This window comes from Mycobacterium gordonae (genome assembly GCF_017086405.1).
Taxonomy (GTDB): Bacteria; Actinomycetota; Actinomycetes; order Mycobacteriales; family Mycobacteriaceae; genus Mycobacterium; species Mycobacterium gordonae_D.
In genome coordinates this window covers 3847539-3871631 of sequence record NZ_CP070973.1, presented here as the reverse complement: position 1 = coordinate 3871631, position 24093 = coordinate 3847539, and the positions used below count along the sequence as shown (strand labels likewise).

21 protein-coding genes and 1 pseudogene are annotated in these 24093 nt (G+C 64.5%); 12 read left to right on the top strand and 10 right to left on the bottom strand.

The window, feature by feature from the left end; translation table 11 throughout:
* Window positions 1-4 precede the first annotated feature (4 nt).
* The gene (locus tag JX552_RS16350) at window positions 5-184 is read right to left on the bottom strand and encodes a SpoIIAA family protein (RefSeq protein ID WP_205873109.1); all 180 of its coding nucleotides are present in this window, start codon (window positions 182-184) and stop codon (window positions 5-7) included.
* A 44-nt stretch (window positions 185-228) separates the two neighbouring features.
* Here JX552_RS16350 and JX552_RS16345 point away from each other — a divergent pair, with 44 nt between their 5' ends.
* The 4 genes from JX552_RS16345 to JX552_RS16330 all read left to right on the top strand — a co-directional run bounded on the left by JX552_RS16345 (window position 229) and on the right by JX552_RS16330 (window position 2832).
* Window positions 229-762, top strand: coding sequence for a hypothetical protein (locus JX552_RS16345; protein WP_241010585.1), 534 nt, complete (start codon window positions 229-231; stop codon window positions 760-762).
* A 121-nt stretch (window positions 763-883) separates the two neighbouring features.
* The gene (locus JX552_RS16340; RefSeq protein WP_241010584.1) at window positions 884-1624 is read left to right on the top strand and encodes a peroxiredoxin; all 741 of its coding nucleotides are present in this window, start codon (window positions 884-886) and stop codon (window positions 1622-1624) included.
* A 33-nt stretch (window positions 1625-1657) separates the two neighbouring features.
* Window positions 1658-2515 (top strand): bile acid:sodium symporter family protein, encoded by an 858-nt coding sequence (locus tag JX552_RS16335; RefSeq protein ID WP_205873108.1) that lies wholly within the window; start codon window positions 1658-1660, stop codon window positions 2513-2515.
* Window positions 2516-2586: 71 nt separating this feature from the next.
* Window positions 2587-2832 (top strand): hypothetical protein, encoded by a 246-nt coding sequence (locus JX552_RS16330; protein WP_205873107.1) that lies wholly within the window; start codon window positions 2587-2589, stop codon window positions 2830-2832.
* Between the two features lie 14 nt (window positions 2833-2846).
* Here the strand turns inward: JX552_RS16330 and JX552_RS16325 are convergent, their stop codons facing one another.
* The 4 genes and pseudogenes from JX552_RS16325 to JX552_RS16310 all read right to left on the bottom strand — a co-directional run.
* The gene (locus JX552_RS16325; RefSeq protein WP_205873106.1) at window positions 2847-3365 is read right to left on the bottom strand and encodes a YncE family protein; all 519 of its coding nucleotides are present in this window, start codon (window positions 3363-3365) and stop codon (window positions 2847-2849) included.
* An 89-nt stretch (window positions 3366-3454) separates the two neighbouring features.
* Window positions 3455-4126: a GAP family protein gene (locus JX552_RS16320; RefSeq protein WP_241010583.1), complete on the bottom strand. Its 672-nt coding sequence runs from the start codon at window positions 4124-4126 to the stop codon at window positions 3455-3457.
* A 2-nt stretch (window positions 4127-4128) separates the two neighbouring features.
* Complete coding sequence (locus JX552_RS16315; RefSeq protein ID WP_205873105.1) at window positions 4129-6453, bottom strand: arylsulfatase; 2325 nt, start codon at window positions 6451-6453, stop codon at window positions 4129-4131.
* A 100-nt stretch (window positions 6454-6553) separates the two neighbouring features.
* Window positions 6554-8386: pseudogene (locus JX552_RS16310) on the bottom strand (fatty acyl-AMP ligase); the annotation flags it as partial.
* 193 nt (window positions 8387-8579) lie between these two features.
* Between JX552_RS16310 and JX552_RS16305 the strand changes: the two are divergent.
* The 6 genes from JX552_RS16305 (at window position 8580) to JX552_RS16280 (ending at window position 13150) form a co-directional block, all read left to right on the top strand.
* Window positions 8580-9419: an SH3-like domain-containing protein gene (locus JX552_RS16305; RefSeq protein ID WP_205873103.1), complete on the top strand. Its 840-nt coding sequence runs from the start codon at window positions 8580-8582 to the stop codon at window positions 9417-9419.
* A gap of 10 nt (window positions 9420-9429) precedes the next feature.
* Window positions 9430-10134: a thiocyanate hydrolase subunit gamma gene (scnC, locus tag JX552_RS16300; RefSeq protein WP_205873102.1), complete on the top strand. Its 705-nt coding sequence runs from the start codon at window positions 9430-9432 to the stop codon at window positions 10132-10134.
* A 4-nt stretch (window positions 10135-10138) separates the two neighbouring features.
* Window positions 10139-10507: a thiocyanate hydrolase gene (locus JX552_RS16295; RefSeq protein WP_205873101.1), complete on the top strand. Its 369-nt coding sequence runs from the start codon at window positions 10139-10141 to the stop codon at window positions 10505-10507.
* A gap of 117 nt (window positions 10508-10624) precedes the next feature.
* Window positions 10625-10999, top strand: a complete 375-nt coding sequence (locus JX552_RS16290; protein ID WP_205873100.1) for a hypothetical protein — start codon at window positions 10625-10627, stop codon at window positions 10997-10999.
* 11 nt (window positions 11000-11010) lie between these two features.
* Window positions 11011-12423 carry a TIGR00366 family protein gene (locus JX552_RS16285; RefSeq protein ID WP_241010582.1) on the top strand — a complete coding sequence of 471 codons (1413 nt, stop codon included), beginning with the start codon at window positions 11011-11013 and terminating at the stop codon, window positions 12421-12423.
* A 7-nt stretch (window positions 12424-12430) separates the two neighbouring features.
* A complete protein-coding gene (locus JX552_RS16280; RefSeq protein ID WP_241010581.1) occupies window positions 12431-13150 on the top strand; it encodes a maleylpyruvate isomerase family mycothiol-dependent enzyme in 720 nt (239 codons plus the stop codon).
* Between the two features lie 69 nt (window positions 13151-13219).
* Here the strand turns inward: JX552_RS16280 and lipL are convergent, their stop codons facing one another.
* The 3 genes from lipL to JX552_RS16265 form a co-directional block, all read right to left on the bottom strand.
* Window positions 13220-14497 (bottom strand): esterase/beta-lactamase LipL, encoded by a 1278-nt coding sequence (gene lipL, locus JX552_RS16275; RefSeq protein WP_205873098.1) that lies wholly within the window; start codon window positions 14495-14497, stop codon window positions 13220-13222.
* A gap of 67 nt (window positions 14498-14564) precedes the next feature.
* Window positions 14565-15674 (bottom strand): serine hydrolase domain-containing protein, encoded by a 1110-nt coding sequence (locus JX552_RS16270; protein ID WP_205878483.1) that lies wholly within the window; start codon window positions 15672-15674, stop codon window positions 14565-14567.
* 160 nt (window positions 15675-15834) lie between these two features.
* Window positions 15835-16659 carry a lysophospholipid acyltransferase family protein gene (locus tag JX552_RS16265; RefSeq protein ID WP_205873097.1) on the bottom strand — a complete coding sequence of 275 codons (825 nt, stop codon included), beginning with the start codon at window positions 16657-16659 and terminating at the stop codon, window positions 15835-15837.
* Window positions 16660-16795: 136 nt separating this feature from the next.
* Here JX552_RS16265 and JX552_RS16260 point away from each other — a divergent pair, with 136 nt between their 5' ends.
* The gene (locus JX552_RS16260; protein WP_205873096.1) at window positions 16796-17257 is read left to right on the top strand and encodes an SRPBCC family protein; all 462 of its coding nucleotides are present in this window, start codon (window positions 16796-16798) and stop codon (window positions 17255-17257) included.
* Between the two features lie 23 nt (window positions 17258-17280).
* Here the strand turns inward: JX552_RS16260 and JX552_RS16255 are convergent, their stop codons facing one another.
* Window positions 17281-18444 (bottom strand): LLM class flavin-dependent oxidoreductase, encoded by a 1164-nt coding sequence (locus JX552_RS16255; RefSeq protein ID WP_205873095.1) that lies wholly within the window; start codon window positions 18442-18444, stop codon window positions 17281-17283.
* A gap of 119 nt (window positions 18445-18563) precedes the next feature.
* Window positions 18564-18950: a hypothetical protein gene (locus tag JX552_RS16250; protein WP_205873094.1), complete on the bottom strand. Its 387-nt coding sequence runs from the start codon at window positions 18948-18950 to the stop codon at window positions 18564-18566.
* Window positions 18951-19829: 879 nt separating this feature from the next.
* On the opposite strand from JX552_RS16250, the gene JX552_RS16245 reads away from it, so the two are divergent.
* Window positions 19830-23990 carry a PPE family protein gene (locus JX552_RS16245; RefSeq protein WP_205873093.1) on the top strand — a complete coding sequence of 1387 codons (4161 nt, stop codon included), beginning with the start codon at window positions 19830-19832 and terminating at the stop codon, window positions 23988-23990.
* The last annotated feature ends 103 nt before the right edge of the window (window positions 23991-24093 follow it).

Sequence of the window (24093 nt, the reverse complement as noted above, 5' to 3'; positions counted from 1 at the left end):
CTTATCATTGCGCGCCGCCTACGACCCACTGCCGCGCCAGGTCCTGCTCACCGGCGGGAAAGTGGCGGATCTCGGCGGAGACGAAGTGCGACGCCAGATGTTCGGCGGTATCCCCGCGGTGCGAGTCGGTCACCACCGCGACCTTCTTGATGTGCCGGTGATCATCTCGAACCAACCGTGCCATGTGTCGCCCTTGACACCGGCGGATAAGAGGCCAAAGTCATCTCTATGTGGGCGCGTATTCGTCTGTCGCGGATCCGACGGCGGCATCTTGGGGCGCTGGCGCTGGCCGGATGCCTGCTCGCGCCGCCCGGCCACGCGGCAGCCCATCCCAGCTGTGCCAACGGGCAGCCCGACGCACAACCCGTGGGCAAGGGTCAGCAAGTCCTGGTGGACTACTTCGCGGCGGTGAACAATAAGGACTACCTCACGGCGTGGGGGTACCTGGGCCGGCAGGTACGTGCCGGCTACGGCGCGACGGCACCAGAGCAGGACGCTGACGGCCTCGCCCGCTTCTCCTCGGTCATGCGTCAGCATGTGAAGTGTGTGCGTGTGACCGCGATCGCCAACGCCCCGAGGAGCGACCCTGACGTGTCGGCATCGCTCGGAATCCAGTGGTACCGAGTAAGTTTCGACGCCGAGTACCTTGCCCGATTCGAGGCGGGTGCGGGAACGCTGCCACCGTTCTATAAGACGCAAGCCGATCCTCATGACGGGGCGGGGCCGCCGCCGCTCATCATCAGTCAGGCGACCAGTCCCTGACGCTTTAGGCCCAGTGTCTGGCCCCAGCTGACCGTTGGCATCACGTCAGAGGGCATTAGTCCCTATCCGGGCCGGCAACACGGTTGTGGAATTGGTTCCAGACAATGTGAAGGGACTGCCCATGACCACGACCGAGATCTCGACGACCGCTGTGGGGATGCCCCGCATCGGGGACCCGGCGCCGCAATTCACCGCCGTCACCACGCAGGGGCCGATCAACTTCCCCGCCGACTACGCCGGCAAGTGGGTCATCTTTTTCTCTCATCCGGCCGACTTCACTCCGGTGTGCACCAGTGAATTCATTACCTTCGCCTCGATGCAACAGCAGTTCGCGGCGTACAACACCATGCTGGTGGGATTGTCGGTGGACGGGCTCTACAGCCACATTGCTTGGTTACGCACGATCAAGGAGAAGATCTCGTTCCGCGGTATGCACGACGTGGACGTCACTTTCCCGCTGGTCGAGGATGTCTCGATGGAGGTCGCGAAGAAGTACGGGATGATCATGCAGGGTGAGGATTCCACCAAGGCGGTGCGTGCGGTCTTCGTCATCGACCCCGAAGGCAAGATCCGTGCTGTCATCTACTATCCGCTGAGCCTCGGACGCAACTTCGACGAGTTGCTGCGGGTGATCAAGGCGCTGCAGACGGCCGATCACTTCCACGTTGCGACGCCGGCCGACTGGCGCCCGGGCGACCGGGTGATCGTGCCGCCGGCGGGTTCCTGCGGCACCGCCAAGGAGCGGATGGAGGGCCACGCCGACGGTATCGCGTGCGAAGACTGGTTCTTCTGCACCAAAGAGATCAGCGCCGAAGAGGTCGAATCCGCGATCCGGGTGGGCGAGCACGCACGAATGGGCTGATCTTCGGACTATTGCCGTGGCAGGCTGTCCGTCGTGACGGTGGCAGATGCGGCAAAGCTGGCATTTCAGATAAGTCTGTTCGTGGTCATCCTGGGTTACGGGTTGACGGCGGAATTCGGCGACGTCCGGTACGTTCTGCAGCATCCGGGACTGCTGGCACGCTCGCTGCTGGCAGTGCTGGTCGTTGCGCCCGCGCTCGCAGTGCTGCTGGTCAACGTCGTGGATGTGCACCCACAGGTGGCGATTGCGCTTGTGACACTGGCTATTTCGCCGCTGCCACCGCTGTTGCCGCGGCGCGGGGCGAAGGCTGGCGGGCAAGTTCAATTCGGGCTGGGCCTGGTGATTGTCCTGGCTGTGCTCGCCGTGCCGGCGCTGGCCGTGGCCGGGAGACTGCTGGGCGATGTGTTCGGTAAGCAGTACGTCACCAATCCGTGGTCGGTAGGGGAATTGATGCTCGTCTCAGTGTTGCTGCCGCTAGTCGCGGGAATGGCGATCGGAAAGTTCTGGCCAGCACTGGCCGAGCGAATCGGGGGGCCGATTGAGCGCGCGCAACGCTGGGCATTGCCGGTGGCGATGATCGTGTTGTTGGTTGCAGCGGCTCCGCAGATGTGGAAGCTGATGGGTGACGTCACGGTGGTCGCCATTCTCATTTTTGTTTTGGGCGCCTTCACAATCGGACATGTGCTGGGTGGCCCCGATCGAGAGTTCTCGGCGGTCGTGGCCTTCGCGAGCGCCTGCCGTCACCCGGCGACAGCACTGACCATAGCCTCAGCGAATTTTCCCAATGCCGACGAACGCGGGGCCGTCGCGCTGTACGGCGTCGTGACGGCTCTGGTCGGTGTTGCGTACACACGGTGGCTGAGCCGCCGTGCCCGCGCGTCACCCGGGTGATTGCCACCATGCCTTGCCGGCAGCGACACGATGCATTGCGCGTATCTTCAGGCGCGCCATGGGTTCGGATCGTGCCCATCCTGTTCGGTGAAGTGGCTGCCATCGCGGCGTCGACAGCGAAAAATCCTGCAGCGCAAGCGAGCAGCAAGCGAACGATTGCGCCGACGCGGCTCGGCTGGCGCTCCCCCGTCTCGCACGGGCGACTACCAGTCAAGGGCAAGCTCCATCAGCCGCTGATCCCTGACACAGAGTTGCAGTTGAAGTTCGCCGGCGACACCGGCACGCCAACCCCCGCCCCGCCAGCCGGAACGTTGTGACCAGCCCTCGCTGACTACCCACTGATCACCGATACCGAGCCGCTGTTGAGGTTGGTGACGTACACCGCTCCCGTGACGGGGTCAATGGCGATTCCGCTCGGAGTGGTGCCCACGCCGATGGTCGCGCTGACGGTGTTCGTCACTGGGTTGATGACCGATACCACGCCGTTGTTGACGTTGGCGACGAAGACATAGCCGGTCGCTGGGCTTGCCGCCAGAGCCTCAGGCGTGTTCCCGACCCCGACGGTAGCGGTGACGGTGTTGGTCCCGGGATTGATTACCGACACCGTGCCGGTGCCGCTATTGGAGACGTAAATGTTCCCATTCGGGTTAACCGCTATGCCGGTCGGAGACTGACCTACGGTAATGGTCGCGGTGGTGGAGTTACTCGTCGGATCAATCACCGACACCGTGTTGTCAGAGAGGTTGGTGACGTAGACATTGCCGCCACGGCTCGCCGCGATCCCGTTCGGGAATTGGCCCACGTTGGCTGTGGCGATGACGTCGTTGGTAGCGGGGTCGATCACCGACACGGTGCAGCGCTCTATGGCTCGTTACGGCTTTGGTCGGCTATTGCGGAGATATGGTGGCTCAGCCGCTGTGCTGAGCAGTCCCATGACCTCTACACGATCCCGAAGCCGCGCAATGCTTTGAACCCGAACCAGATGCCGAAAACCAGCCCAACGAACACGACGATGGGCCGACTATTGTCCTGCAACCACCGCAGCGCCCGGTCCAGTGCGGCGCGTGACCGGTCGCCGAAGATCGCGGCCGCGCCGATGATGATCAGATTCGCGCTGGTAGCCAGCAACACGAAGGCGACGTAAGTAGCCATCTTGGCGGGGTGCCCCAGCTCCGCGCTGCCGATCACCCCGATCGCCGCCAGGGTGAACACCCACGCTTTCACCGACACCGTGACGACACCCGCCCCGACGAAAAAGGCCTTCGTGGGTGTCGCCGACATCAGCATCGCCATCCACTTGGGCGGTGGTGCGTCGGGGTCGTCGTCGCTGAGCAATTCCCGGGCGGCGGTGACCAGGAAAAGCAGCGCGACGACCAGGAGAACGGTGGACACGACCCAGTGGTAGGAGTGTTTGGACTCAGTGTTGCGGGCTCCCCAGTGCAGAATGGTGCCGAAGATGAGGCCCTGCACCAGCCTGGTGCAGACATGACCGGAGATCCAGGCGCTGGCGGCCCGGAGGCGTGCGGGCGTGCCAAGCAGCATGAGTGTGATCATGATTTCGATCGGTTCCAGTGCGCCGCCGAGAATCAGCGGGATAAGGCCGCTCCACACCGCTACTGCGATCCCATCGCCGATCGCATCTCCGCCTCGCTCAGCGCCGCCGCAAGATCGGCGGGCCGCGGGTCGATGGTGGCTTCGATTCGGTCGATATGCCCGGTGAACCGGAAGGCATGCCCATACGGCGCGACCGGTGAACCGCTATCGGTTCCGACGTCGAGTGTTTCGCCGCTCATCGAGAAGCGGAACGGGACGGTGCGCTCGACGCGGCCATCGGCCACGACGCGCTCGTTTAACAGCAACGAAATCGTTGCTCCGTTGCCCAGTCCCCCACCGTCGTAGTCGAACGAAACACCGATGACGGTCGGGCCTTCGGGTATCGGGTCCATGGCGGTGACTGTGGTGACTTCATGTCCGAGATAGTTGTAGGTGAACATCGGAACGCCGTACTGCAGATACAAGCTCCACCCGGACATCGCGCCACCGATGCAGATCACCACTCCTTGTGCCCCGCCGGCAGGGATCACCACGTGGGCCCGCAATCGAAACGATGTGCTGGTGTAACTCAGCGTCGATGTCTCGGGAATTCGTACATGACTCGGGTAATACGTCACAGACGCGCGGTCACCCAACAGGTTCGGCCGGTTGGTGGGCAGGGCCCGGGCCAGCGTGGCGTCGCTGAGTGGGTACACGTCGTATTTGCGGGCCTCGGAGTCGAATACGGACTGCAGTTGGACCAATTTTTCCGGGTACCGGGCGGCGAGATCGACCCCCTGGCTGAAGTCGTCGGCGAGATGATAGAGCTCCCAGCGTTCGGTCTCGCCGAACGGATGCTGCCCGGTGCGCACCCAGGGCAGCCGACCGTGGAAACACGACGCGATCCAGCCGTCGTGGTAAATCGCGCGATTGCCGAAAATCTCGAAATACTGTGTCGTTCGGCGGCTTTCGACATCCGGGTGATCGAAGGAGTAGCGCATGCTGACGCCCTCGACGGGCTTTTGCGTGACGCCGTTGACGCGCGCCGGCATCTCGATGCCGGCCGCCTCCAGAATGGTTGGCATGACGTCGATGACGTGGTGAAACTGGCCGCGCTGCTCCCCCGCCGCGGTGATTCCTCGTGGCCACGAGATGGCGAACCCGTTGCGGGTGCCGCCGAAGTGCGATGCCACCTGCTTCATCCACTGAAACGGGGCGTCGAGGGCCCAGGCCCACCCCACGTTGTAATGGTTCTCGCACCGGGCCGATCCGAAGTCGTCCAGATGGGCAAGCAGCCACTCCGGATCCTCCGGCAGACCGTTCTGAAACGACGGGGAACTCCAGGCGCCGTGGATCGTTCCTTCCGCCGACGCGCCGTTGTCACCGCAGATATAGATGAAAAGTGTATTCTCCCACTGCCCAAGGTCGTCGATGGCGTCGATGACCCGTCCGATCTGTGCGTCGGTGTGGGCCAGGAATCCGGCGTAGACCTCCATCAGCCGACGGGCTACCGGCTTGTAGCGGTCGTCGTATTCCGCCCACGCCGGAATCTGGTCCGGCCTCGGGGTCAGCCGGGTACCGGCCGGAATGATGCCCAGCTCGATCTGCCGCTCATAGATGCTCTCGCGCAATGCATCCCAGCCGTCATCGAACTGGCCTGCGAACCTGTCGGACCACTCCGGCCACACTTGGTGGGGGCTATGCGTGGCGCCCGGCGCGAAGTAGAGGAAAAACGGCTTACCGGGTGCCGAGGTCTGTTGGCGCTGGATCCAGTCGATAGCCCGATCGGCGAGATCTTCGGTCAGGTGGTAATCGTCGCGGCCCAGATAGGGCTCGACGGGTGTGTTCTGGTCGAACAATGCTGGCTCGTACTGCGACGTGTCACCGCCCATGAAGCCGTAGAAACGTTCGAAGCCCAACCCGGTGGGCCAGCGGTCGAATGGTCCGGTCGGGCCCAGCTCCCAGGTTGGCGTGAAGTGTGCCTTGCCGAACAAGGCCGTGTTGTAGCCGTTGTGCCGCAGGATCTCTGCCACGGTGGCGGTGCTCTGCGGCAGTACGCTGTCATAACCCGGGAAACCATAGGCAATTTCGCAGATCGTACCCATGTGTGCGCTGTGATGGTTGCGCCCGGTCAGCAGCGCGGCGCGGGTCGGCGAGCAGAGCGCCGTAGTGTGAAACTGGTTGTAACGCAACCCGGTTTGGGCCACGCGATCCAGCGCGGGCGTTGGCACGGGACCGCCGAACGTGCCGGACGCCCCAAACCCGACATCGTCGAGCAGGACCACCACGACGTTGGGAGCGCCTTCGGGTGGGTAGGTGATTGTCGGCTTGACTGGGGTCGAATCCGCCACCGACGGATTGATCACCCCGGCGAACGGTCCGGCTGTCCGCGGCAGATCCACCACTGTCCCTCCTTCTTGCCCGATGGCGTGGATCGTCTCACGAGGACGGCCGGATCGAAGAGGATTCCGCTTTGCCGGTGTCGCCGCCGGGTCGCGCTTGCTGATGCACGCCCAGGGTGCCGTCGAGGTATTCGGTACGGCACGCCACCCGCGCGAGTTTGCCGCTGGTGGTGCGAGGAATGGCGCCGGCCGGCAGAAAACGCACGTCAGCGACCGAAAGCCCGTGCCGAGCGAGCACCGCAGCGCGGATGGCCTCGATTGCGGGTTGCGGGTCGGCCCGGCTGGTGCCGGTGGCGCGCTCGGCAATGACGACCAGGCCCTGCCCGTCCTGCTGCGGGACCGCGAACGCGGTCACGTATCCCCGGCGCACCAACGGTGACGCTTCGGCGACCGTGGCCTCGATGTCCTGTGGATAGTGGTTCTTGCCGTCGACGGTCACCAGGTCCGCGATCCGTCCGGTCACATAGAGCTCGCCGTCGAGGTACACGGCCAGGTCACCGGTGCGCAGCCAGTGGCCGTCGACCTGGGCGCCGGTGGCGTGGCTGCCTTCCTCGAGCGTCGCACTCAGCTTGGCGCCGAACGTCACTCGCGTTTCCTCGGGCCTCCCCCAGTAACCGTGACCTACGTTGTTGCCTTGCAGCCAGGGTTCGCCGACGCGGCCGTCGGGCAGTTCGGCACCGGTTTCGGGATCGACGATCACCGCCCACAGGCTGCGGGCGACCCGTCCGCACGACACCTGCACGACGGCATTGGGCGCATCGGCCGGGACCGGCACCGCGCGGCCGGTGCCCAGTTGCTCGCGGTCGAGGTAGATCACCGATGTCTCGGCGGCGTGGTCGATGGTGGCGATCATCAGCGTCGCCTCTGCGATGCCGTAGGACGGCTTGAACGCCGTGCGCGGCAGTGCGTAGGGGGCGAACGCCTTGTTGAAGTTGGTCACCGCGTCGATACTGACCGGCTCGGAACCGATGATCAGCACCACGTTGGTGAGGTCGATGTCGTCGCCGGCCGCGGGCAGCCCCCGCTGCGCCGCCCACTCGTAGGCGAAATTCGGTGCGGCCGTCACCACTTGGCCGACCCGCGAGCTCTCCGACAACGCCTGGATCCAGCGCAGCGGACGGCGCACGAACGCCGTCGGCGACATCAGCGTGGTGTGGCCGCCGTACACCGTCGGGAAGCCAATCATCGACAGACCCATGTCGTGATACAGCGGCAACCAGCTGACGCCGTGAGTGTTGCGGTTCAGCAGGTCGATCGAGAGGATCATCTGCGCAAGGTTCGTCGCCACCGCCCGGTGAGTGATCTCCACTCCGATGGGCGGCCGGGTCGCTCCCGAGGTGTACTGCAGGTAGGCAACGGCATCCATGTCCAGGTGGACGGGCGTGAACTGGCGCTCGGGCGCGTCGGGAATCCGGTCAATCAGTAGGACTTGCGGCCGCTGCAGTTGCGGCATTGCAGTCAGGAACTGCTCGATGGCGTCCTGGGCCGGTGTCGTGGTGAGGATGACGGTCGGTTGCGAATCGCGCAGCGCCGTTTCGAGGCGTTCGGCGTGGCCGGGCAGTTCGGGCGCGAACAACGGCACGGCGATGGTGCCGGCTTTGATCGCGGCGTAGTAGCCGATGACCCAGTCAATGCTCTGGGGCGCCAGGATCGCCACCCGGTCACCAGGGCCCGCGACTTGCTGTACTTGCGTGGCCACGGCCCGCAACCGGACTCCGAAGTCAGCCCAGGTGATCTCGTCGGCGTGGACCTCGCCGGAGCCGCCGTAGTTCAGGAAGCGGTAGGCGGTGGTGTCACCGACGTAGGTGATGTTGCGGTCGATCAGCGAGATCAGTGTGGTGTCCGGCGGAAGGACGATGTTGCCGTTCGCGTCCAGGCAATCCTCAATCTGCAGCAGCCCGCCAGGTGCCGCGGGCGTCCCCGTGCCACGATTCATGCGCGCATTCTATAAACCGCTCGCCGGCGGTTCGGGCAAGCGCGCTGTGGTGGCGGCCACGCTCCGGCCGCACCCCGTACTCCCTGTCAACACACCACGCGAGGTGGTGTTTGTCATCCTTTCCGGCCATCCTGAACGGAGGTAGTCTTGGGTCGCTTTTCATGCGGAAGATCCAGGCCGGAAGGACACTCCGATGAGCACTGCAGCGGATCGAGCGGCTCAGCTTGCGCTGGTTTCCCGACTCAAAACGATCTACCCCGAGGTATCGGAGTGGCCGGCCCCGGACGAGATCACCCACGACCATTGGCTGGCCTACATGAAGACCAGCCACGACGTCGGCGGAGAATTCGACCACCCACACGCCTACGAGAACAAAGAAGAAGAGCAGTGGGAGCTCATGACCTACGTGCTGTGCGAAGTTCTCGCCTGGCGCGGTATCTGGGTCTCCGAGGAGCGGCGGAGGCTGGCCAATGTTGACGTTGGTCGGGCGGTCTACCTAGGGCTGCCCTACTACAGCCGCTGGCTGTGGTCGGTGGGACGAGTGCTCATCGAAAAGAAGCACATCACCTGGGGCGAGCTGACCGATCGGCTGGCCGAGGTGCAGGACCGGTACGCCGGCGGGCTGCAGGGTCGCCTTCCGGATGCGCAGCCGAGGTTCGAAGGGGACGGCGCCGGCGTCGAACGCAACGAACATCACCTCGCCGCCGCCGGTATCGGTGATCCGCAGCGCTTTGCCGGCCAGGCCGGAAAGGCGCAGTTCGAGGTAGGCGATCGGGTCAGAGTGCGGGAGTGGCCGGCGATGTTCTATACCCGCACGCCGGAGTACGTGCGCGGCGCGGAGGGGATCATCGCCGAGGTCTCGTACGAGAGTCCGGCCCCCGAGGACGAAGCTTGGGACCGCGAGGATGCCAGACCCGAGTGGTTCTACATCGTGCGGTTCAACCAGTCGCGGCTCTGGGACAACTACACCGGGCCGCCGAACGACACCCTGCAGACCGAGATCCCCGAGCGCTGGCTGCAAGCCGCCGATTGAAAGAAGCCCGATGACTGCACACGAGCACGAGCACCAACGCACGGTCAAGCCGATGGTCGACGAGATCACCGACTTCGAAGTTCTGGAAATCGCCCTGCGCGAACTGTGTATCGAGAAGGGATTGTTCACCGCGCAGGAACATCGCGTCTTCACCGAGTACGCCGAGCAGATCGGTCCCGCACCCGCGTCCCGGCTGGTGGCCAAGGCCTGGCTGGACCCCGCCTTCAAGGACCTGGCGGTGACCGACGCGGTGGCTGCGGCCAAGGAGGTCGGCGTCGACTGGTTGGACCCCACCGGATTCGGCACCCCTAGCGACTTCGTGGCGTTCAAGATCCTCGAGGACACGCCGCAAGTGCACCATGTGATCGTTTGCGCGCTGTGCTCCTGCTACCCACGCCCCATCCTGGGCAACTCTCCCGAGTGGTACCGGACCCCCAACTACCGCCGTCGCCTCGTGCGCTGGCCGCGCCAGGTGCTCTCGGAGTTCGGTCTCACGCTTCCTGACGACGTCGAGGTGCGCGTGGAGGACTCGAACCAGAAGCACCGCTTCATGGTGATGCCGATGCGCCCGGAGGGCACCGACGGCTGGACCGAGGATCAACTCGCCAAGATCATCACCCGGGACTGCCTCATCGGCGTTGCGCTGCCCAAACCCGGGGTGACCAACAATGTCACGCCATTGGTGCGCCGGGCCGTCCGCCCGATGAAAGCGTGATGGGATGACAAACGAATCCAGCTGTTCCACAACCGATTTCGCTGTCCTTGATGAGATTGCGCAGCGCCGCCAGACCTGGCCGGTCATGGCGGCCAAGTACGGTGTCGAGAATCCGCTGCCGCCGTGGAAGACGAGCCTGGACGGCCTGTGCGACGCGCTGGACCGGGCCTGTAACACCGATGGACCGGCTGCCCTGACCTTCAAGGAACGCCGTGCCGAGGAAGACGAGCTGTCGTCCGACCGCTTCGCCGATTTGCCGTTCCCGGAAAATCAACTGGTTTCGCTGGCCTACTCGCTGCTGGCCCGGGGCCTCATCAGTGAGGAGGATTTGCGCGAGCGGCTGAACACGGTGCGCGCCCGGCTCGAGGCATGATCTGATCGACTGGGAAACTCGTCGCCGACGCGCTAGATTCGGCGGCGGCCCATTGAGGCCTTCGAGTTCACGGACGCTTGTCTGCACCCACGTCCGGCATTGACCACAGGAGTATCCGTGGACACAGGCGAGCACCCAGTCATCAGCCGCCGGGCCGCACTCGATCGGGTGTACGCCTACCGGAAACGGGCCCGCGCGCGCTCGATTCCGGTGCGCGCGTCGCTCGCCGTGCTCGGCGGTCTGCTGTTGATCGCGTCGGTCCCCCTGATCGTGTTGCTCCCCGAGGCGGGCATCCCCGCACTGCTCGTTGCCTTGCGTCTGATGGCGGTCGAAGCAGACTGGGCCGCAAAAGGCTACGCGTGGACCGATTGGCGATTTACGCAGCTGCTGCACTGGTTTCACGGCCGGTCGCGACCTACTCGCTGGATGATCATGGCCGTCCTGCTGCTGATCGCTGCGGCCCTGGTATGGCTGCTGATCTACGAGCTGTGAAGTAACCGGAGATGGCGACCGAAGAAGAACCCCCCGAGGTCAAGGCGCGCGGCTTCATGCAGCGGCTGACCGCTGTCTGCGTGCGCTATGTCGAACGCTTCATGCCGGACCCCTACCTGTTCGCGGTCATCCTCACGGTCGTCGTGGCAGCGCTGGTCGCGCTACTCGTCCGCGGCGCGACACCCGGCGGCATGGTGAAGGCCTGGTACGGCGGAGTCTGGGGATCGCAGAACATCTTCACCTTCGCGTTCCAGATGGTGCTGATCCTGGTCACCGGCTACACCCTGGCCGAGGCGCCGGTGATCAAGCGGGCCATCACGCGCATCGCCGGCAGGCCGACGAATCAGGTGCAGGGCGCGCTGCTGTGCTTCGGCGTCAGCGCGGCGTTGTCGCTATTGAACTGGGGGCTAGGACTGGTGGCGGGTGCTCTGGTGGCGCGTCAGGTCGCGAAGCGTTTGGCCGCAACGCATTTCGGCTATCTCATCGCGGCCGCGTTCATGGGTTTCATCGTCTGGACACAGGGCTTGTCGTCGTCGATCGCGCTGGCGAACACCGACCCGAGTAGCCCGCTCAACGTGATACACAAGATGACCGGGCAGCATGTGGGGCTCGGGCTGACCATATTCCAGCCGTACAGCTGGGTGAGTGCGATCGTGCTGCTCGCGCTGCTCGCCGCCGCGATCCGCCGGATGGAACCGGCGCACTGCTTGGCGTCCGATCCGGCGATCTTCGTCGACGAGCAGCCCGTCGTGGTCGCCGTCGCCGGAAAGCGCAGCTTCGCCGAATGGCTGGAAAGCCAATGGATCCTCAACGTCTTGGTGTTCGGCGCCGGAATGGCGTACTTCTGGCTCAGCGGATTCGCGCTCAACATCTCCTCCATGGTGATGTTGTTCACCGTCACCGGTGCGCTGCTGCATCGCACGCCGATACGGTTCATCCGCGCGTTCTCCGAGGCTGCGAAGGTGTCGGGACCGCTGCTGCTGCAGTATCCGCTCTATGGCGGGATAGTCGGGCTATTGGCTTATCTGCCAACGCAATCGGGCAAGGCCCTGCAGACGGTGCTGGCGCAGGCGCTGGTGATCGGCGCCAACGAGTACACGCTGCCGTTTCTGACCTTCCTGGGTTCGGTTGTCATCTCGCTGTTCGTGCCGTCGGGCGGCGGCCACTGGGCGGTCCAGGGGCCCGTCGCGGTGGACTCGGCGCTTGCCCTCGGGCAACGCTCCCCGGCTTATCTCGGGCTGATCTCCATGGCCGTCGCGGTCGGTGAGTCAGTCGCGAACATGATCCAGCCGTTCTGGCTGCTTCCCTTGCTGGCCATCGCCCGGCTCAACGTCCGTCAGGTGATGGGATTCACGGTCATCGCGTTCGTGATCGGGCTCATCGTGTCCGGCGCCGCGGTCCTCATCGCCCCGCACGTGATTTGAGGTGCCGGTGAATTCGGCTGACTACATCGACGCCCTGCGACGCGACGGCGACCGCATCATTGATGTGGCCCGGGCCGGGCTGCCGCGCGTCGTGCCCAGTTGCGCCGGGTGGATCATCGCCGATCTGGTGTGGCACGTCGGCGTCGTCCATACGTTCTGGCGTCAGGTCGCCACGGGCGTCGTGGCCGGGCCGGAAAACTTCGGCGAGCCTGCGCGGCCGGGCGAGCGGGATCTTGTGCAGTGGTTCGCTGATGGTCTCGAGGAGACCGCGAGCACGCTCGCCGGAATCGACGCCGAGAGCCCCGCCTGGACGTGGGGCCGTCGTCACAATGTGGGCTTCATCCAGCGCCGGGTCGCTCACGAGACCTCCATTCACCGCTGGGACGCCGTCGGCGCGCTGGGACTCGACGAGGCCATCGAGCCGTGGTTGGCTGCGGACGGTGTCGCGGAGTTTCTCGAGGAGGTACTGCCGGGGATGTCCCGCGACCTGGAGGGGCCGTCCCAGACGATAGCGTTGCAATGCAGCGACATTGACGCCAATTGGACGGTCCGGGCGGGTGGCGGCGCCTGTCAGCTGCTGACGAGCTCTGACGATGCCCAGGCCCGGGTGCGCGCGGCCGCGTCCGACCTGGCGTTGTTGTTGTGGGGGCGCCGCCGGGTGGAGCAGGTGCGGGTGGACGGCGAGGTACAGGCTGTCCAGCGCTTTCTGGCCCGGGCGAGTTTCTGACGGCGGTGCTAGGTGCGCGCCACGCCGGTGCCAACGCCGTCGCGAGGCACCTGCGCGTAACCCCGTGGGCTACTCGCCGGCGGCGGGCTCGTAGTCGCCCGAATCCTGGTACGTGGCACCGAAATGCGGCACCTCCAGCGGGCCGTCTTTCTTCGCGGCGTTGACCGCGCTGGTCAGCAGCGGGGCCAGTCCCGCGAACGAGCCGACGTCGAACAGCAGCAGCGTCAACAGGCGGTTGTGCACATAACCGAATGAGCTGCCCGAGGCCGGATCCGCCCAACCGACCGTCCCGCCTAGGCCGATATGGCCGTAACCCTCCAAAAACCCTGGCACCGGCGACGATTGGTAGCCCTGGTGGTACGTGAAGGGCAGGCCCAGATTCAGGTCCGGCCACAGCTCCGCCTTGCCCTTCATGCCGGCCACCGCCTCCGACGACAGCAGCCGGGTGTCGTCGATGACACCGTCGTTCGCCAGCACTGAGTAGGCCTTGGCCAGCGCCCGTGCCGTCACCACACCGTTGACCGCCGGCAGTTCACCGTCCAGGAACGGCATGTCGTCCTGCAGCATCCCCATGATGCCCGGGAAGTAGATGGAGCCGAGCAGCCCCGAGAACGAAAGTCCGGCCACCTTCGGTGCGATGAAGTCCAGCAGCGGCGTCGGGATCTTCGACTGCGGCAATAGCGTCTGCGCCGCCTTCGTCGGCGAATCGGCCGGCGGCCGGCCGAGGTGCAATCCATCGGTGTTCAGTGGGCGGGCAAGCTCTTCGCGGAACAGTTCGCGCATGCCTTTTCCGGTGACGGCGCGGGCCAGGCCGGACAGCAGCCAACCATAGGTGATCGCGTGATAGGCCGTCTTGCCGTGAGCGTGGTCAACCGGGGCGGCCGCCAGCCGCTCCTCCATCTGGAGATGGTCCATGATGGTGTCCTTGTCGACGCCCTTGAGGTGCGACAGGCCGGCCCGGTGGCGCAGCACGTCGCTGACCGTGATCTCGGATTTCCCGTTGGCGCCGAACTCCGGCCAGTACTCGGCGACAGGCACGTCGTAGGCCAACAGTCCGCGGTCGACCAGCATGTGAATGATGGTGGCCGCCAGACCTTTTGTCGCGGAGAACACCATGGCGCCGGTGTCTTCGGTCCAGGGCACCTTGCCCTTGCGATCGGAGTAACCGGTCCAGACGTCCACGACCGGCTTGCCGTCGATGTACACCGAAAGACCGCCGCCCCCGAACATCTTGCCCGGGTAGAGCCCGGCGAACGCGCGAATGACATTCAAGAAATGCGGATCGGACGCTCCCTGCACGCCGGACGGGAGGCCATTGTCGGTGGTGAGCACGGTCGGTTTCGCCATACCGTGCATGATTGCAGCCCCGAGCGCGCCCAGCGCACCGGATCGACATTTTTCTGTTCGCGCGCCGCTACATCCAGATGCGGCTCAGTGCGTCGGCCACGGCTTCCGGGTCTTGCGTGTCGTTGTTGCAGCTGACCGCCACCGACGTGCGCCGGTCGCTGCTGACGCGAAACGCAGTGACGAAGCCGGCCCACGCACCGTCGTGATCGAGCATGCCGTTGGCCAGCGAGTAGATGCCCGCGCCGTAGCGGTCTCCGCCCCCCGGCTCGGTCTGCACCGAACCGGACAGTTGTGCATCGAGTAGGTTCGGGCCGCCCACTTTCCCGGTTCGGTAGTTGTCGGCCCAGCGGGCCAGCTGGCTCGGGGTGGTCTGGATGCCGCCGTCGCCGACCTGCTCCCACTTGGAGTCGGCGACCTGATAATCGGCGCCGCCCTCGGGTTCGGTGTACGACAACGCCTTGTTCGGAATTCTTGCGACGGGGTCCATCACCATCGTCAGGTTCAGCGGCGTGAAGATCTCTGCACTCAGATAGTCCGGCAGTGTCTTGCCCGACAGCCGGTGCACGACCTCGCCCAGCAGTAGGTAGTTGGAATTGGAGTACTGGAAGCGGGTGCCGGGCCTGAACATCAGCTCCGGCGCGGCGACCAGGGCCTGCAATGCCTGTGCCTCGGTGGTGCGGTCGGCGTAGCTGAAACCCTGTTGCTGCAGCAGTCCGATGTAGTCGGGGATCCCGCTGGTGTGGTGCATCAGCTGGGTGAGAGTGACATTGGTGGCCCACGGCGGCATCTCTGGCAGGTACTGGGCCAGCGCGTCGTCCATCGACAGCTTTCCCGCGGCTGCCAGCAACAGGACCGCGGTAGCTGTGAATTGCTTGGACACCGAGCCGATGTCGAAGACCGTCTCGGCGGTGATTTTCGCTCCGTTGGCGAGGTTCGCCAGCCCGGCTACCCCGGTCCAGGTGACTTTCCCCTCGACGCCGACCGCCGCGGAGCAACCCGGCCCGTCGGGTTTGACTGCGGTGTCCAGGACGTTCTGGCTGGTACTTGCCTTCACGGTTGAGGTGGCGGAAGTGGCGCCGCCGCCCGCGGCAATGGGCGGGGTGTGCGGATCAGTGCACGCGCCGAAGGCCAGCGTCGCCAGCATCGGCAGTGTCACCCACCGGAAGACCGAGGCCATGCGGCGGGTCGTGGTGAGAAGTGCCGAGGTGGACGGGCGCAGCCACAGCTCGGCATGAGCTTTGGCTCGCACTCGGTGGCTCATTCTTTCCGCATCACATGTCGCCGGTATCCCCGGGGCCTCTCCTTGGTGTTCGAGCGCCGACGCGCTCGGATGGCGGCTAGCTGTCGGAGCGCAGCAGCCGTCCGACCAGTGATCGGTTCGGGTCGGCTTCGCGCTCTGCCAGCATCAACTCGATGCCGTGCTCGACCGCCGCGGCGGTGCGCTCCCGCACCTTGCGTGCCGCGTTGTCGTTGGCTTCCTGCCCGTGCAAATGTGCGGTGTCGATCGGGTCGCCGAACCAGTAGTACTGGCGTTCGGGCCGGGGCACCGGGGACAACCCCACCCCGCGCACCAGCATTGGCCCATCGGGCGTGCCGAGCAGCTTCTCGGCCAGGAACTTCGTTGGCGCCAGTAACGGGGAGTCGTTGTCCAAGACGATGTCAATGCCATGTTCGGCCCCCACCGACGCGAATGGAATGATTGGGTAGCCAAACTGAATTGCCAAGCGCGCGAAGCCGAGTCGGTTCTTCCACACTAGCTTGTACTGCTCGTTCTTGCGCTTGGCGACTTCTCGACCACCGCCGGGGAACACCATCACCAAGTCTCCGCGTCGCATCAGTTCTGACGCGTTTTCGCGGGTGCCATCAACGACGCCCATGCGGGTGAGAAGTTCGCCCCAGCCAGGAATTTTGAAGTGCGCGTGATCGCCCAGGGATCGGACCATCCTGCCCCGCTCCCACAGTTCGGCGGCAAGCAACGGCGCGTCGACCACGCCGAGCGTGTTGTGGTTGCCCACCAGCAGGGCGTGCTCGGTCGGCACATTTTCTATTCCGTAGACCTTGGGCTTGATCACTTTCCGCAGCGGCTTGATCAGGTTCAGCGCTGTATCAATGTCACCTTTGGTGGGGGTGGGTGGCACGGTTATGGTATCGGAGTTCGGCACACGGAGAGTATGCCTCCGTCAACCGTATGGTGGCATCACTTTCGCTAGTCATATCCCCGGCGGGGCGGGCCTGTTCCTGCCGGGTAGGGTACCCGGCAGCACATTCTCGGGGTAGTCGTCACGGTGGGAGTCACGAATGTCGGGTCGCAAGTTCACGTTCGAGGTAAAGAAGACGACTAGTGCACCTCCCGCGACAGTGTTCCGGTTGCTGGCCGATGGTGGCAACTGGTCGTCCTGGGCGAAGCCGATCGTCGTTACGTCAAGTTGGGTACGCCAGGGTGACCCGGCTCCTGGCGGTGTCGGCGCGGTCCGGAAGCTGGGAATGTGGCCGGTCTTCGTGCAGGAGGAAACCATCGGGTATGAGCAGGATCGTCGGCACGCTTACAAGCTGGTCGGCCCGCGGCAACCGGTCACCGACTACCAGGCCGAAGTAGTCCTGACCCCGACCGCATCGGGCGGGACCAACATCCAGTGGAGTGGCTCGTTTATCGAGAAGGCGCGCGGCACCGGGCCGACTGCCCGCGCAGCGCTGGGCAGTGCGGTCAAGTTTTTCGCCGGCCAGCTGGTGAAGGCAGCCGAACGGGAGTCGGTCCGATAACCTACGCGCGCAACGCTTTCGCGCTAACTCGAGCCCAGTTCGTCCTGGTACTTTCGGGTCATGTGTGCGATCGCCTGCAGCTGGGTGGCAGCCAGGTCGTCGCGTATCTGACCAGCCCGGGTCGCCGCGTCCAGAGTGGGCTGCGCCTGCCCCTGGAAATGGGGCATTACTTCCGCGGCAAATAGTTCGGCGGACCGTCTGGTCGCCGCCGGGTTGGCCCATTCGTGACCCATCTGCAGCATGCAGCCGAAACCGCCGGACTGATCCCACAACCGCTGCACCTGCTCTCGGGCGCGCTCTGGCGTACCGATCACCCCGGCGCCGTTCTCGTTGATCATGTCGATCATCTCGTCCAGCTTGTCCCCCGGCATCGTCATTTGTGGGAACGCGGCGACCTTCTGGAAGTAGCGAAACCAGGGCTCGATGCCGAACTTCACGTCGGCGCGGGCCTGTCGGTCGGTCTCGGCGATGTGCATCGGACCCACCAGGCTCCAGTTGCTGCGATTGACGCGCGTGCCGAATGCCTGGGCTCGCTCTTCCACTATGCCCCAGTGGTACGCCAGCGCGTCGAAACCTTCTATCGTCAGCGTCGCGCCGATGGAAAGCAGGCCGATACCGTGCTTGCCGGCCAGCCGCGCGCCTGTCGGAGAGGCGACCGCCGCGACCGCCAGTGGGATGCCACCCGCGGAATATGGGGCAAGTTGCAGCTTCGCGTCATGGAGTTGGTGGGTGGCGGTCTTGGCCGAGACGGTTTGCCCCGCCAGCAGGCGGACGACGATGTCGAGGTTGGTTTCGAGCAATTCGCGGGTGTCGGTGGGAGTGAGGCCGATCATGGACGAGTCGGTGGGCAACGAACCCGGTCCTACCCCGCCGATAATGCGACCGTGGGTGAGGTGGTCGAGCAGCATCAGCCGATCCGCAACCCACAATGGGTTGTGGTAGGACAGCGATATCACGCCGGTACCGAATCGAATTCGCTTGGCCCGCTGCGCGGCTGCGCTGATGAACACCTCCGGTGAACTGATGATCTCGCTGCCGGCCGAATGATGCTCGCCAATCCACGCCTCGTCGAAACCGAGTGCGTCGAGATGCTCGACAAACTCGAGGTCACGTTGCAGGGCGAGGGTGGGGTTGGTGCCGGCGCGATGAAACGGGGCGATGAAGTACCCGAACCTGAGCTTCGCCATTGGGGCTCCCTTGTGATCGGCGATGTCCGAACGATAACCCCAGCGATAGCAGGTGAGGACTGGGTGGTCCCGGTCCTCACCTGACATATCGGTCGTCTGAAATCTCGGTCAGTGTGCGATCACGGGAAACTGCCGCAGATGTTGCCGACGCAGCCGCCGCCTCCACCCGGTCCGCCGCCGCCACCACCCACCCCGGGAATCGTGCCGCCACCACCGCCCGGTCCGCCGCCGCCGGTAGGTCCACCGGGAACGCTGCCGCCGCCACCGCTGGGGCCGCCTCCGCCGGTCGGGCCACCGGTGCCGCTCGGGTTGGGCGCGCCGCCGGGCGCCGTTTCCGAGGGAGGCGCGCCGCTGGACGGGGCGGTGCTTGGCACCGTTGTCGTCGTCGTGCTGGGGGTGGTGCTGCTGCTCGGTCCCTTATTGTCTCCGCCGCCACAGGCAACGGCCATGACGAGCATGGCTCCACCGCCGAAAACCGCGAAGGCAGTCCTAGCTCCAGTTCCCATCAGCCAATCTCCACTCTCGTGTTGCAGGGGTGCTTCGGGCGATTACCCCTTAACCTGCGGGTGGAAACTGGTCCGAATCTCAATGGACGGCTCCCGTGGGTGCCCGCCGCGCCTGGCAGTACGGCACGGCGGGCGCTGGTACCGACTGATGAATGGCGCTAAGCCGGCGGACACCCGACCGGTTGCCCGCGGTGCCGCCTACGGGGTGGACAGTTTTGTCGGGACGAGGCAGCGGCGGCGTTGACCGTTGCGCCACAATTCGTGTCGGCGGGATCAACGACCTTGCTGCCTTATATAGCGGAGTTCGTTATCTGCCGGCCCGATTTGTTATTGCACAATGACTGCGCATCTTGGTCGCCGCTGCTGGAGCATTGGCTTGGACGCGGTCAGGCGGCTTTCGCTAGTTTCCGTGTATTTTGACTACAGCGCTATTTCAGGGTTTTTGACACGCTAAGCGGAGTTCGGCCAGCGTCATGGCGGTTTAGCCTCCCGACAAGCCGACTATCTTTCGGTGGATTCAGCTTTAGTTACGGGTCGCTTATGCCCTTTATGGGAATCCGAAAGATGTTGTGTGAGTAGTTAACTCCCGCTACCGGTGTCTGCGTGATTGACATCTGCGGTGGAACCGCCGCTTCACGTTATGCTTGTAAAGCGATTGGTCATCAGTGGCGCGTTTGTTATCACGATTAGATAACGATTCTATCGATTTTTGATAAACTAGCCATTCTGTCTCGGTAACCCATGTACGTTGTCGGCTACTACATCAGCCTTGACGGCTAAGCGTGGGGTCGGGGGCCTTCCGGTTGTCGTCAGCCGCGATGGGCGTGAATGCCACATATTCAATCTTGCTGTGCGCTGCCATGAGAGAGGTTCTTGACGGTGAATTACTCAGTACTACCCCCCGAAATCAACTCGGCACTGATCTATGCTGGCGCCGGTTCGGAGCCCATGCTGGCGGCTGCGGCGGCCTGGGAGGCCCTTGCTGATGAATTAGGTTCGGCTGCAGAGTCTTTCGGCTCCGTCACATCCGGGTTGGTCAACGGGGCCTGGCAGGGTGCAGCGGCAACAGCGATGGCGGCGGCTGCCGCCCCGTACGCGGGATGGCTCCGTGCTGCCGCATCGCAGGCCGGTCAGTCGGCGACCCAGGCGGGCCTCATGGCTGCTGAATTCGAGGCGGTCCGGCTGGCGGTAGTCCCCCCGGGCTTGGTAACGGCCAACCGTAACCAGTTTGTGTCCCTGGTGTTGTCTAACATCTTTGGCCAGAACGCCCCGGCCATCGCGGGCGCGGAGTCGCTCTATGAGGAGATGTGGGCGCTGGATGTGTCGGCCATGTCCGCCTACCATGCTGGTGCCTCGGCGGTGGCCTCAGCGTTGTCGCCGTTCGCGCAACCGCTGCAGGGGCTAGCCGGTCTCCGCGCTCAGATCGCCGGCGTGGCCGCTGGTGTCCCTGCCGCGGCAGCGACGCCGACAATGACCGCCAATAGATTGCTCACCGTCAGTCTGGGACTAGCCAACATCGGCGGGGGAAACGTTGGCAATGGAAACTTTGGCTCCAACAACGTCGGCGGCGGCAACCTCGGAACCTCGAACCTCGGCTGGGGCAACTCCGGCGCGTCAAACTTCGGGTTCGCCAACCTCGGTGGCGGCAATGTTGGCTTGGGAAACCTGGGCAGCAACAACTTCGGGTTCGGCAACGCCGGCATCGGCAACTTCGGCTTCGGCAACAACGGCAACGGCAACATCGGCATCGGACTGAGCGGCACCGGCCAGATCGGCATCGGCGGGCTGAACTCGGGCGCCGGGAACATCGGCCTGTTCAACTCCGGCAACGGAAACGTCGGGTTCTTCAACTCCGGCAACGGGAACTTCGGCTTCGGGAACTCGGGCGGCTTCAACACCGGGCTGTGGAGTTCGGGGGCGGGCAATACCGGTTTGTTCAACGCAGGCTCCTTCAACACCGGTGCTTTGAACGTCGGCGACGCGAACACCGGCACCCTCAATGTCGGTAGCTTCAATTTGGGCAACTTCAATCCGGCGCCGTCGAATACCGGTTCCTTCAATATCGGAGCCGCAAACACCGGTTTCTTCAATGCTGGCAATATCAACACCGGCATCATGAATTTCGGCGATATGAATAATGGCCTTTTCAATACCGGCCAGATGAACAACGGCGTCTTCTACCGCGGCGTCGGGCAAGGCAGCTTTAACTTCGCGATTACGACGCCTGATTTGATGCTGCCGCCCCTCGAGATCCCGGGCACCACCATTCCAGCGTTCAACTTGCCAGCGTTGAGTGTGCCTTCGATTAATGTGCCGCCGATTACGATTCCGGCGGGCACGGTGTTGGGTGCGTTTGACTTGCCGGCGCTGACGGTGCCGGCGGTCAATGTGCCGCCGATTACGATTCCGGCGGGCACGGCGTTGGGTGCGTTTGACTTGCCGGCGCTGACGGTGCCGGCGGTCAATGTGCCGCCGATTACGATTCCGGCGGGCACGGCGTTGGGTGCGTTTGACTTGCCGGCGCTGACGGTGCCGGCGGTCAATGTGCCGCCGATTACGATTCCGGCGGGCACGGCGTTGGGTGCGTTTGACTTGCCGGCGCTGACGGTGCCGGCGGTCAATGTGCCGCCGATTACGATTCCGGCGGGCACGGCGTTGGGTGCGTTTGACTTGCCGGCGCTGACGGTGCCGGCGGTCAATGTGCCGCCGATTACGATTCCGGCGGGCACGGCGTTGGGTGCGTTTGACTTGCCGGCGCTGACGGTGCCGGCGGTCAATGTGCCGCCGATTACGATTCCGGCGGGCACGGCGTTGGGTGCGTTTGACTTGCCGGCGCTGACGGTGCCGGCGGTCAATGTGCCGCCGATTACGATTCCGGCGGGCACGGCGTTGGGTGCGTTTGACTTGCCGGCGCTGACGGTGCCGGCGGTCAATGTGCCGCCGATTACGATTCCGGCGGGCACGGCGTTGGGTGCGTTTGACTTGCCGGCGCTGACGGTGCCGGCGGTCAATGTGCCGCCGATTACGATTCCGGCGGGCACGGCGTTGGGTGCGTTTGACTTGCCGGCGCTGACGGTGCCGGCGGTCAATGTGCCGCCGATTACGATTCCGGCGGGCACAGCGTTGGGTGCGTTTGACTTGCCGACGCTGAACATTCCTTCGGTTAATCTGCCGTCGATTACGATTCCGGCCGGGACGGCGTTGGGCGCTTTCACTCTGCCGACGCTGACGGTGCCGGCGGTCAATGTGCCGTCGATCTCGATTCCGCCGGGAACCACAATCGGCGCGTTCAATCTTCCGGCGATAAATACTCCCCCGATAACCATAAGTGGATTGTCGACAAATCCATTCACCACTCCGAGGATCGTCGGGACACTAAGTACCGGAACCATATTCCTACCGGTGGCTCAGATCGACAACATTGTTATATTTATCCCCAATAACATAACGTTCTTGCAAACTGGGGTGGCAGGCGTATTCCCGCAGATCGGTGGGGGTACAACTAACGGCGGTAGCACTCCGTCCGCAGGCGGACCGCCCGCATACATACGAATCGGTGGCGGTTTCATCAGCGGCTTCGCTGTCCCGTACGGAATCGAGCCAATCAACGTGCCGGGATTGAGCCTGCCCACCATCAACATTCCGGGCATCCGCATTGAGCCGATCGCCCTGAGTGGCTTCACCCTGCCCGACATCACCACGCCGGCATTCAGCACACCGCCACTGACGATCAACCCGATTGGCGTGGGCGCGCTGGCCCTGCCCGACATCACCACACCGGCATTCAGCACACCGCCACTGACGATCAACCCGATTGGCGTGGGCGCGCTGGCCCTGCCCGACATCACCACACCGGCATTCAGCACACCGCCACTGACGATCAACCCGATTGGCGTGGGCGCGCTGGCCCTGCCCGACATCACCACACCGGCATTCAGCACACCGCCACTGACGATCAACCCGATTGGCGTGGGCGCGCTGGCCCTGCCCGACATCACCACACCGGCATTCAGCACACCGCCACTGACGATCAACCCGATTGGCGTGGGCGCGCTGGCCCTGCCCGACATCACCACACCGGCATTCAGCACACCGCCACTGACGATCAACCCGATTGGCGTGGGCGCGCTGGCCCTGCCCGACATCACCACACCGGCATTCAGCACACCGCCACTGACGATCAACCCGATTGGCGTGGGCGCGCTGGCCCTGCCCGACATCACCACACCGGCATTCAGCACACCGCCACTGACGATCAACCCGATTGGCGTGGGCGCGCTGGCCCTGCCCGACATCACCACACCGGCATTCAGCACACCGCCACTGACGATCAACCCGATTGGCGTGGGCGCGCTGGCCCTGCCCGACATCACCACACCGGCATTCAGCACACCGCCACTGACGATCAACCCGATTGGCGTGGGCGCGCTGGCCCTGCCCGACATCACCACACCGGCATTCAGCACACCGCCACTGACGATCAACCCGATTGGCGTGGGCGCGCTGGCCCTGCCCGACATCACCACACCGGCATTCAGCACACCGCCACTGACGATCAACCCGATTGGCGTGGGCGCGCTGACCCTGCCCGACATCACCACTGTGGCGTTCAGCACGCCCGCGCTCAACATTCCCCCATTTGGTCTTGCGGCGTTCAACACACCGCCGATTACCATTCCAAGCATTCATCTGCCCAGCACCACTATCGGTTCGTTCGCGTTCCCGCCGGCACCGGGCTACCTCAATACGACCGCTAATCCGTCGTCCGGCTTCTTCAATTCCGGCGCCGGGGGCAATTCTGGGTGGGCCAACAACGGCGCTGGTGTGTCAGGCTGGTTCAACTCCAACGGTCCGGGCCTGCTTGGCGGATCAGGCTTCCAGAACTACGGTGGCCAGATCTCTGGATTCAACAACCTGGGCAGCGGCGTCTCCGGCTTCGCCAATACCGGCGTGCTGGACCTCGCGGTACGCAGCTTCGTCTCCGGCCTGGCCAACATGGGCAACAACCTGACCGGCATCTTCTTTACCGGTACGACGTAAACCGGCTCTTCCGGAATTGGAGTGCAGGTGAGCGTAGCGGATCGCCACGATTGCAGGTCGTGTCGGTGAGCTGAAACGGGCCCCGGCAGGCAGAGGATGCAGG